Annotated in this window: 6 protein-coding genes; all 6 read left to right on the top strand. The window is 61.0% G+C overall.

The features are described from left to right. The first annotated feature begins 11 nt into the window (after positions 1-11). The 6 genes from flgH to ACP7BN_RS14415 all read left to right on the top strand — a co-directional run bounded on the left by flgH (position 12) and on the right by ACP7BN_RS14415 (position 10,503). Positions 12-707 carry a flagellar basal body L-ring protein FlgH gene (flgH, locus tag ACP7BN_RS14390; protein ID WP_402805901.1) on the top strand — a complete coding sequence of 232 codons (696 nt, stop codon included), beginning with the start codon at positions 12-14 and terminating at the stop codon, positions 705-707. A 27-nt stretch (positions 708-734) separates the two neighbouring features. Continuing rightward, on the top strand, positions 735-1,823 hold the full coding sequence (locus tag ACP7BN_RS14395; protein ID WP_420648096.1) for a flagellar basal body P-ring protein FlgI: 1,089 nt from the start codon (positions 735-737) through the stop codon (positions 1,821-1,823). Between the two features lie 11 nt (positions 1,824-1,834). Further along, positions 1,835-3,151: a flagellar assembly peptidoglycan hydrolase FlgJ gene (gene flgJ, locus ACP7BN_RS14400; RefSeq protein ID WP_426204899.1), complete on the top strand. Its 1,317-nt coding sequence runs from the start codon at positions 1,835-1,837 to the stop codon at positions 3,149-3,151. 21 nt (positions 3,152-3,172) lie between these two features. Beyond that, positions 3,173-5,218: a flagellar hook-associated protein FlgK gene (gene flgK / locus ACP7BN_RS14405; RefSeq protein ID WP_426204901.1), complete on the top strand. Its 2,046-nt coding sequence runs from the start codon at positions 3,173-3,175 to the stop codon at positions 5,216-5,218. 13 nt (positions 5,219-5,231) lie between these two features. Then, entirely contained in the window at positions 5,232-6,797 is a 1,566-nt protein-coding gene (locus tag ACP7BN_RS14410; protein WP_426204903.1) for a flagellar hook-associated protein 3, read from the top strand. Between the two features lie 112 nt (positions 6,798-6,909). After that, positions 6,910-10,503, top strand: a complete 3,594-nt coding sequence (locus tag ACP7BN_RS14415; protein WP_426204905.1) for a glycosyltransferase — start codon at positions 6,910-6,912, stop codon at positions 10,501-10,503. The last annotated feature ends 4 nt before the right edge of the window (positions 10,504-10,507 follow it).

Genomic DNA, 10,507 nt, shown 5'->3' on the forward strand with positions numbered 1-10,507 from the left:
GAGGTAGGGTCATGAATCGCTTTGTATCTGTTCTGGCATTGAGTGGGGTGGTCTCGCTCGCGGGCTGCGTCGCTCCGACGCCCAAGCCCAATGACCCTTACTACGCTCCGGTGCTGCCGCGCACGCCGTTGCCGGCTGCGGCCAATAACGGCTCGATCTATCAGGCCGGTTTCGAGCAGAACCTGTACAGCGACCGCAAGGCGTTCCGGGTCGGTGACATCATCACCATCACCCTGAACGAGCGCACGCAGGCGAGCAAGAACGCCAACTCGCAGATGGACAAGAACAGTGACAACTCGGTTGGTCTGAGCTCGTTGTTCGGCTCCAGCCTGACCACCAATAATCCGATTGGTGGCGGCGACCTTAGCCTGAACGCCGGCTACAGCGCCGACCGTTCGACCAAGGGCGATGCCAAGTCGGGGCAGAGCAACAGCCTGACCGGTTCGATCACCGTCACCGTTGCCGATGTATTGCCCAACGGCATCATCGCGGTGCGTGGCGAGAAGTGGCTGACCCTGAACACCGGTGACGAACTGGTGCGCATTGCCGGCATGGTTCGCGCCGATGACATCGCCACCGACAACACCGTTTCGTCGACCCGGGTTGCCGATGCGCGCATCACCTATTCGGGTACCGGTGCGTTTGCCGATACGAGTCAGCCAGGCTGGTTCGACCGTTTCTTCCTCAGCCCGCTGTTCCCTTTCTAGGTGGCCACGTTGAATCTGAAAAGCCTGATGCTGGCCGCGCTGTTGTTGCCGGTGGCATTCACTGCACAAGCCGAACGGTTGAAGGACATCGCCAGTATCTCCGGCGTGCGTTCCAACCAATTGATCGGCTATGGCCTGGTGGTCGGGCTTAACGGCACCGGTGACCAGACGACGCAGACCCCGTTCACCCTGCAGACCTTCAACAACATGCTCTCGCAGTTCGGCATCAAGGTGCCGCCCGGGTCGGGCAACGTGCAGTTGAAGAACGTTGCAGCGGTGTCGATCAGTGCTGATCTGCCGGCGTTTGCCAAGCCCGGTCAGCAAGTCGACATCACCGTTTCGTCGATCGGTAACTCCAAGAGCCTGCGCGGCGGCACGTTGTTGCTGACCCCGCTCAAAGGTATCGATGGCAATGTCTACGCCGTGGCTCAGGGCAACCTCGTGGTCGGCGGTTTTGATGCGGAAGGGCGTGACGGTTCGAAGATCACCGTCAACGTTCCGTCGGCCGGTCGCATCCCCGGCGGTGCGTCGGTGGAGCGTTCGGTGCCGAGCGGTTTCAACCAGGGCAACAGCCTGACGCTGAACCTCAACCGTTCCGACTTCACCACTGCCAAGCGCATCGTCGACAAGATCAACGACATGCTCGGCCCTGGTGTCGCTCAGGCGATTGACGGCGGTTCGATTCGCGTGACCGCGCCGCTCGATCCGAGCCAGCGTGTCGACTATCTGTCGATCCTGGAAAACCTCGAAGTCGATCCGGGTCAGGCGGTGGCGAAAGTCATCATCAATTCGCGCACCGGCACCATCGTCATTGGCCAGAACGTGAAAGTCTCGCCGGCCGCCGTGACCCACGGCAGCCTGACCGTGACCATCACCGAAGACCCGATTGTCAGCCAGCCTGGTCCGTTGTCCAACGGCCAGACGGCGGTTGTGCCGCGCTCGCGTGTGAACGCCGAGCAAGAAGCCAAGCCGATGTTCAAGTTCGGTCCGGGCACTACCCTCGACGAGATCGTGCGGGCGGTGAACCAGGTCGGCGCGGCACCGGGTGACTTGATGGCGATTCTTGAAGCACTGAAGCAGGCCGGCGCGTTGCAAGCCGACCTGATCGTGATCTGAGGACGGCCACTATGGATATGCGCAAAAGCGGTGTGGTTGGCAGCAGCGATTCGGGTTCCTACTCCGACCTCAATCGTCTGAACCAGCTCAAGGTCGGCGACAAGGACAGCGATGCGAACATGCGCAAGGTTGCGCAGGAATTCGAGTCGCTGTTCCTCGGTGAAATGCTCAAATCGATGCGCTCGGCAACCAACGCACTGGGCGAGGACAATCCGCTCAATACGCCGGCCGCCAAGCAGTATCAGGAAATGTACGACCAGCAACTGGCGGTTTCCATGTCCCGCGAGGGCGGTGGTATCGGTCTGGCCGACGTGCTGATGCGCCAGATGTCGAAGAACAAACCAATGGCACCGGGCGAGGCTGAAGCTGCGTCCGCTGCCAAGCAGGCAGAAGCGAAAGCCGCTGCCGCGAACATGGCGACGCCGATTGCCGCGGGCACCCTCGGCACCAACGGCGCGCTGTCGCGACTCAATGGCGAGCGTCCGCTGTGGGCCTCGCGTTCGGCCAAAGTGCCGAGCACTCAGCTCACGCACAGCAATGACATGGCGTTGATCAACCAGCGTCGTCTGGCACTGCCGCCGAAACTGGCTGATCGCTTGCTTGCAGGTCTGGTGCCGTCGGCCACCGCCGCGAGCACGCCGGTCAACAAGACTGCATTGCCGGATCGCAGCACCACGCTCGCCAGCACTGGCACCGGCCCGCTGTACAACGGCGACTGGCTGTCGCGTGCCGAAGCCGACAAGGCGTCGGGCGGGCAGATGCAGGTCTACGGTCGCGCGATGGCGCAGATTCCGCTGGCGCCGGCGAAGAAAGCTTTCAGTTCGGCCGACGAATTCGTCAACACCATGCTGCCGATGGCCAAAGAGGCTGCCGAGCGTATCGGTGTCGATCCGCGTTACCTCGTGGCTCAGGCTGCACTGGAAACCGGCTGGGGCAAATCGGTCATGCGCGCCCAGGATGGCAGCAGCAGCCACAACCTGTTCGGCATCAAGGCCAGCAGCAATTGGCAGGGCGATTCGGCGCGGGCGATCACCAGCGAGTTCCGCAATGGTGCGATGGTCAAGGAGACGGCCGAGTTCCGTTCCTACGCCTCTTACAAGGACAGCTTCCATGACCTGGTGACTTTGCTGCAGAGCAACAATCGCTATCAAGAAGTGCTGAAGTCGGCCGATAACCCAGAACAGTTTGTACGCGAGTTGCAGAAGGCCGGTTACGCGACCGACCCGAACTACGCAAGCAAGATTTCGCAGATTGCCAGGCAGATGGGTAACACCCAGGGCTACACCCCGAACTACGCTGCGGCGGGCGTGTCCACGACGCCTTTATAAACATAAGGTAAGGTTTGAATCATGAGTTTGCTCAATATCGGGATGTCGGGGTTGTCTGCAAGCCAATCCTCTCTGGCCACGACCGGCAACAACATTGCCAACGTCGACACCGCCGGTTATTCACGCCAGCAAACCGTGCAGGGCACCAAGTCCTCGCAGCAGTACGGCAGCGTTTTCATCGGCACCGGCACCACGCTGGCCGATGTGCGCCGCGTGTACAACTCCTATCTGGAAACGCAACTGCACACTGCCACTTCGCTCAATAGCGAAGCCGCGGCGTACGGCGCTCAGGCCATCGGCCTCGACGCTTCGCTGTCCGACAGCAACACCGGCCTGACCGGCGTGCTGCAGAAATTTTTCACCTCGATGCAGGCTGTATCGACTTCGGCCACCGATGACACTTCGCGTCAGTCGGTGCTGACCGGCGCGCAGGCGCTGACCGGTCGTTTCAACGCGCTGTCGAAGCAGCTCACCGATCAGAACACCGCGATCAACGGCAACCTGTCGGACATGGCGTCCCAGGTGAACAAGCTCGCCACCTCGATCGCCAATCTGAACCAGAAGATCGGCGAGATTTCCACCAGCGGTGGCCAGCCCAACGATCTGCTCGACACTCGTAACGAAGCCGTACGTCAGCTCTCCGAGCTGGTCAGCGCGCAGGTGGTAGAGCGTGGCACCAGCTTCGACGTATACGTCGGCACCGGCCAGCCACTGGTGGTCGGCAACACCACCAACACCCTGAGCGCCGTGCCGAGCAAGGGTGACCCGACGCGCATGGGCATCCAGATGGATCGTGGTTCGAGCACCATCGATATCACTTCGGTGATCAGCGGTGGCGAAATCGGCGGTCTGCTGACGTATCGCAACGAAGTCCTCGACCCTGCGCTCAACGAGCTGGGCCGTGTGGCGCTGGTGGTGGCCGATCAGGTCAACAGCCAGCAAGCCCAGGGCATCGACAAGAACGGTGATTTCGGCGCGGCAATTTTCAACAACATCAACAGTGCCGCACTGATCAGTCAGCGCAGCATCGCCAAAGACAGCAACAGTGTCGGTTCGGGCAACCTTGATGTGACCATCAAGGACACCGGCAAGCTGACCACCAGCGATTATCAGATCACTTTCACCAGCGCCACCGACTACAGCGTCAAGCGTTCCGACGGCACCGACATGGGCGCTTTCAGCACCACGACCACACCGCCGCCGGTGATTGACGGCTTTACCCTGGCGCTGAATGGCGGCGCGTTGAGTGCTGGCGACAGCTTCAAGGTGACGCCGACCCGTAACGCGGCAGCCAGCATTCAGACCGTGCTCACCGACGCGAAGAAAATCGCCGCAGCAGGGCCGTTGACCGGGGTGGCGAGCGCGAACAATTCCGGCAGCTACACCCAGCCGACGCTCAGCAGCACCATCGACATCTACAACCCGGTGTCGCAGGCCGACATGCAGGCCGCGCTCAAGTACTCGACGCCGGTCAGACTGGAGTTCGGTACTGCCGCCAACGGCAGTCAGCCGTATAAACTGGTTGACGCCAAGGGCTTCTCCATGGGCACCGGCACCATCGTGCCGGGGCAGGCCAACACCTTGAATCTCAAGGTCGGCATCGTCGATGCCAGCGGCAACCCGGTGATGGACACCACCGTCATCCCGAACGTACAAAAGACCTTCACCGTGCAGACCACCGTCAGCGCCACGCCGAAGGCCGGTGAAACCTTCACGATGAACCTGACCGGCGCGGCGTCCTCGGACAACCGCAACGCGCAATCGCTGGTCGCACTGCAAACCAAGCAAACCGTAGACACCGGTACGGCGAGCAAGGGCATCAGCCTGACCGACGCCTACAACAAACTGGTGACCAACGTGGGCACCAAGGCTGCGCAGAGCAAGTCGGACAACACCGCCACCTCGGCGATTCTGACTCAGGCCAAAGGCGCCCGCGATTCGTTGTCCGGGGTCAACCTCGATGAAGAAACCGGCAACCTGGTCAAATATCAGCAGTACTACACCGCCTCGTCGCAGATCATCAAAGCGGCGCAGGAAACTTTCGCTACGCTGATCAACAGCCTTTAAGGAGTCGTAATTCATGCGCATTTCCACCGCCCAATATTACGGCACGCAAGCTGCGGACTATCAGCGTAACTTCAACAACGCGCTGGCGACCGCCGCCGAGGCGAGCAGCCTGCAACGCATCAACACCGCTGCCGATGATCCGGTCGGTGCCGGCCGTTTGCTGCGCCTGGGTCAGCAGAGTGCCTTGCTCGAGCAATACAAGGGCAATATCAATTCGACCAAAAACACGTTGACCGTGCAGGAATCGACACTGGATTCGATCACCGACGCCTTGCAACGGGCCAAGGAAATCGGCCTGGCGGCGAACAACGGCAACAAGACCGACGCGGACCGCAAGGCTTATGCGGCCGAGCTGAGCCAGATCCAGCAACAAGTACTGGGCCTGATGAACGCTAAGGATGCCGACGGTAATTACCTGTTCTCCGGCTCCAAGACTGACACTGCACCGTACTCGCAAAACGTCGATGGCACTTACACCTACAACGGTGACCAGACCAGCATCAATCTGGGCATTGGCGATGGTCTGAACGTTGCGACCAACACCACCGGTTGGGATGCCTTCCAGCAGACCATCAACACCAGCCGCACGCAGACGCAAATGACTGCACCGGCCGTGGATGACGGTCGCGTAGTGCTGACCAACGGTACGGTTGGCACTGCCGCCACCTACAACTCGAAATTCACCGGTGGCGAGCCTTACACCGTCAGCTTCCTCAGCAGCACCCAGTTGAAAATCACTGATGCGCTGGGTAACGACGTGACCTCTGAGGCCACTCAGAACGGCGTGGTCAGCAATGCCAACGGCGCCAACCAGACCGTGAGTTTCCGTGGCGTCGATCTGAAGCTGAACATCAACCTCAAGACCGGTGATACCAACCCGGATGCGGTGATTGCCGGCCATAGCTTCCAGCTGTCGGTGACTCCGGATTCGTTCACCACTGCGCGCAGTCCGGGCAACCCGTCGACTGCCGTGATCACTGGCTCCAGCGTTTCCAACCAGGCGGCGTACACCAGCACCTTCCCGGGTGGCGCCGTGCTCAAGTTCACCAGCGCCACTGACTTCGATCTGTACGCGGCACCGGTGACTGCCGACAGCAAACCCGTATCGTCAGGCACCATGGTCGGCGGCAATGCCACAGCGGCCGGTGTGACTTTCGCCATCGGCGGTACACCGGCCAATGGTGATCAGTTTTCGATCCAGCCCAACGACCACCAGACCCAGAACGTGCTCGACACCCTGGGCCAGATGATGGCTGCATTGAATACTCCGCTCGACGGCGATGCGGTGGCCAAGCAGAAGTTCCAGGGCGCGATGGAATCGGCCCTCGGCAACCTCGACAGCGCCGGCAACCAGATCGGCGCCGCCATCACTTCGATCGGTGCGCGGGGTCAGTCGCTGGATGACCAGAGCACCACCAACCAGAGCCTGACGCTGGCGAACGCCACGACCCAAGGCTCGATCCGTGATTCGGATCCGGCCGAAGTGATGACGCGTCTGACCTTGCAACAGACCATGCTGCAAGCTGCGCAACTGGCGTTCAGCAAAATCAGCCAGTTGGGTCTGTTCAACAAAATTTGACGACAGCCGGGCGCCCGGCGCCCGGTATACCCTGTCCCTTCAATAGTTAATGTCTTTAGCGGTTTCAAGGGCTCGCTTTTCTGAGCGGGCTCGCACCGCCTGTGAGCCCGCCGTGAATTCACTTCCCCTCGTCAGCCTGGTCATTCCGGCCTTCAACCCGCGCTTTTTCAGCAAGGCCTTGAGCAGTGCCGTGACTCAGCGCTACGCCAATCTCGAGATCATTGTCTGCGACGATAGCCGGGGCAACGAGATTGAAAGCATCGTGGCGCGCGTAGTCGAGCAATCGGCGGTCGCGGTGCGCTACGTGCGCAACCCGCGCACGCTGGGCCTGATCGGCAATCTGCAGGCGTGCGTAAAGGAAGCGCAGGGCGAGTACATCAAGATCCTGTGTGACGACGATCATCTCTATGCCGATTGCATCGAGCAGCAGGTGCACGAGATGTCACGCGCAGAAGTCAGCCTGGTGTTGGCCCAGCGACTGTTATGGGATGCCAGCGACATCGTCCTGCCGTCGCGCCTGGAAAACACTGCGTTGTCGCCGGTCAGCGGCCTGTTCAAGGGCGACGACCTGCTGAGCGTCTTTGAAAAATTCCCGGTCAACGTGCTTGGCGGATTCAGCAATGCGTTGTTCCGTCGCGCCGATGTCGAAGAGCTGTTGCCGGCGCTGACCCAGGAAGGTCACTGCTTCGTCGCGACCCTCGATTTCGCCTTGTTTGTCTGCTTGCTGCGGCGCGGCAATCTGGCGGTGTCGAACAACGTACTGAGTGCCGAACGGCTGTACCCGGAACGTCTGAGCGCGCAACAACCGATGAAAGACGCGGTTGAAATCGAGCGCGAATGGATTTTGCAGATGCTCAAGGCACGCAGCGGTGAGCAGGCACCTGCGTCCGGTTGGGTGCGTTACATCCCGTTGACCAAGGCCGACGAGTCGCCACGCGTATGGGAAGAGCTGCCGCTGAGCCGGACCCTCGGCTCCAAGCAAAGCCGCCAGGAATGCTGTGTCGGTGTCGACAGCTTCAGTTTTGCCGAACTTTACGCACAGTGGCTGCAATGTCGGGTGCTGACTGACGGGCAGCGCAGGTTGCTCCCGGAAACGCTCGCCGGTTGGTCCTATCAGCCGCGCATGGTGCCGATCATCATTGACGCGCAGGGCAGTCGTGCCGGCCTCAAGCGCACACTGGAGGCGCTCGCCGCGCAAGACTATCCAGCGGAGTTGATCCTCGTGTTGTCCGCCTCTTGCACGGAAGCACGGCTTGACGGGCGAGTTTTCCATATGCCGCTGGAGGACGACGGACTTGAGCAGATCAACGCGCTCCTGCCGCAACTGGAGGGCGCCGACTGGATCTATCTGTTGCAGGCCGGCGATCGTCCAGTGGCGCCGGCACTGTTGGTCATGGCTGAACGGATTGCGCAGTCGCAGACGTTGACCTGCCTGTACAGCGATGAAGGCAGCCTGCGCGATGGCGAATCGGCGGAGCCTGCGTTCAAGCCGGATTTCAACCTCGACTTGATGCGCAGCTTTCCCTACGTCGGGCGGGCGCTGGCGTTTCAGCGTGAGCGATTCCTCGCGCTGGGCGGGTTCGAGTCGACGTTCGCCGAGCTGGCGCCACACGATCTGCTCTGGCGGATGGTCGAGAGCTACGGTACGCAGGTGATCGGGCACGTTGCCGAGGTGTTGCTGGAGTCGTCATTCGATCTGTCGAAATGGCTCTCCGAACCTGGCGTGCTGGCGCAAAATCCGCGGCTGCTTGAAGCGCATCTGCAACGTCTCGGGATCGCTCATGAGCTACGCGAAAGCGGCTCCCCGCTGCTCAATCGGATCGACTATAAGCACGCTCGTCGCCCGCTGGTGTCGATCATCATTGCCGCCCGGGATCAGACCGCCGCTATGCAGCGCTGTGTCGAGACGCTGCTGGAAAAGACCGCTTACTCCGAATATGAGTTGCTGTTGGTAGACAACGGCAGTCAGAGTCCTGAGGCGCTGGCATGGCTCGAGGGCATGGCGCAGTTGGGCAGCGACCGGGTACGCGTTCTGACGTATCCGCAGCAGGGCAACGCTTCGGCCATGTACAACTTTGCGGTGGGGCAGGCGCGTGGTGAGTACGTGCTGCAGCTCAATGCCTTTGCGGTCATCACCCACGCGGAGTGGCTGGACGAGTTGCTCAACCATGCGCAGCGCCCGGAAGTCGGCGTGGTCGGTGCCAAGTTGTTCAACCCGGACGGCTGCGTGTTGCACGCGGGGCTGATACTCGGCCTGCAAGGGCCGGCCGGCTTGCCGTTTTATGGCCAGCCATTGCAGTCGGACGGCTACATGTTCCGCCTGCAAGTTGCGCATGACCTGAGTGCGGTCGGCGGCGATTGCCTGCTGGTCCGCAAGGCGGTATTCGAGGCTGCCGGCGGACTCGACGAGCAGGATCTGACTCAGGAACTGAATGCCATCGACCTGTGTTTGCGCGTCGGTCAGCAAGGTTATCTGGTGGTGTGGAATCCTCACGCCTTGCTGGCACTGGGTGCGCAGCCAGTGGTCGCGGCGACGCCGCAAGAGCTGCAACAACATGCGGATGAGCAGGAGACGTTTTATCAGCGCTGGCTGCCGCTGGTTGCGCGTGACCCGGCGTACAACGTCAATCTGACGTTGCAGGGTATCGGTGCCACCAGCTTCAGTCTCGAGCCTGGCCTGCGTACCGGTTGGAGCGCTTTTTCCAAGGCGCAATTGCCCAACGTGCTGGCGGTACCGATCAATGCTTCTGCCATCGGTCACTACCGGATGAGCCAGCCGATGATCGAACTGGAAGCGGCGAGCAGGGCGCAAGGGCGTATTTGCTATGGCCTGCCCTCAATCATCGAAATCGAGCGGCAGTCACCCGATGTGATCGTGCTGCAAGGGCGCTATTCGGAACACGCCATCGACGAAATTCCGCCGCTGAAGAAATTCTTCAATGCGCGGCGCATCTTCGAACTCGATGACTACGTGATCGACGTCCCGCATCGCAATGCGCATATCCGCAACATGCCGGTCAAACCAGACATGGAGCGCATGGTGCGCCGCGCGATCGGTCTGTGTGATCGCGTGGTCGTGTCGACCGAGCCGTTGGCCAACGCGTTGTCCGACATGCATCACGACATCCGCGTGGTGCCGAACATGCTCTCCAAAGATTTGTGGTGCGACCTGCGCAGCCAGCGCCGTACCACGAAAAAACCGCGCGTCGGCTGGGGCGGTGGCACCAGTCACCACGGTGACCTGGCGGTGATCGCCGAGGTGGTGCGCGAGCTGGCCAATGAAGTCGACTGGGTGTTCTTCGGCATGTGCCCGGACGATCTGCTGCCTTACATGCATGAATTCCACGGGGTGATTCCGCTGGAGGTGTATCCGGCAAAACTCGCCAGCCTGAATCTTGATCTGGCCTTGGCGCCGTTGGAATTCCACATCTTCAACGACTGCAAGAGCAACCTGCGGCTGCTGGAATATGGCGCCTGTGGCTACCCGGTAATCTGCACCGACACCGAGGCCTATCGCGGTTACTTGCCGTGTACGCGGATCAAGAGCAACTCCACGGATGAATGGCTGCAAGCGATCCGCATGCACCTGGCCGATCCGGACGCCAGTTACCGCATGGGCGACGAGTTGCGCGAAGTGGTGTTGCGCGATTACGTGCTGCGCGGCGACAACCTGCGCTACTGGGAAAATGGCTGGCTGGCGGATTGATCGA

This window comes from Pseudomonas sp. TWP3-1 (assembly GCF_049896625.1).
In the GTDB taxonomy this organism is placed as follows: Bacteria; Pseudomonadota; Gammaproteobacteria; order Pseudomonadales; family Pseudomonadaceae; genus Aquipseudomonas.

Coding starts and splice junctions, on each gene's coding strand:
- flgK (WP_426204901.1), top strand. CDS start 3,173: ATGAGTTTGCTCAATATCGGGATGTCGGGGTTGTCTGCAAGCCAATCC.
- ACP7BN_RS14410 (WP_426204903.1), top strand. CDS start 5,232: ATGCGCATTTCCACCGCCCAATATTACGGCACGCAAGCTGCGGACTAT.
- flgH (WP_402805901.1), top strand. CDS start 12: ATGAATCGCTTTGTATCTGTTCTGGCATTGAGTGGGGTGGTCTCGCTC.
- ACP7BN_RS14395 (WP_420648096.1), top strand. CDS start 735: ATGCTGGCCGCGCTGTTGTTGCCGGTGGCATTCACTGCACAAGCCGAA.
- flgJ (WP_426204899.1), top strand. CDS start 1,835: ATGGATATGCGCAAAAGCGGTGTGGTTGGCAGCAGCGATTCGGGTTCC.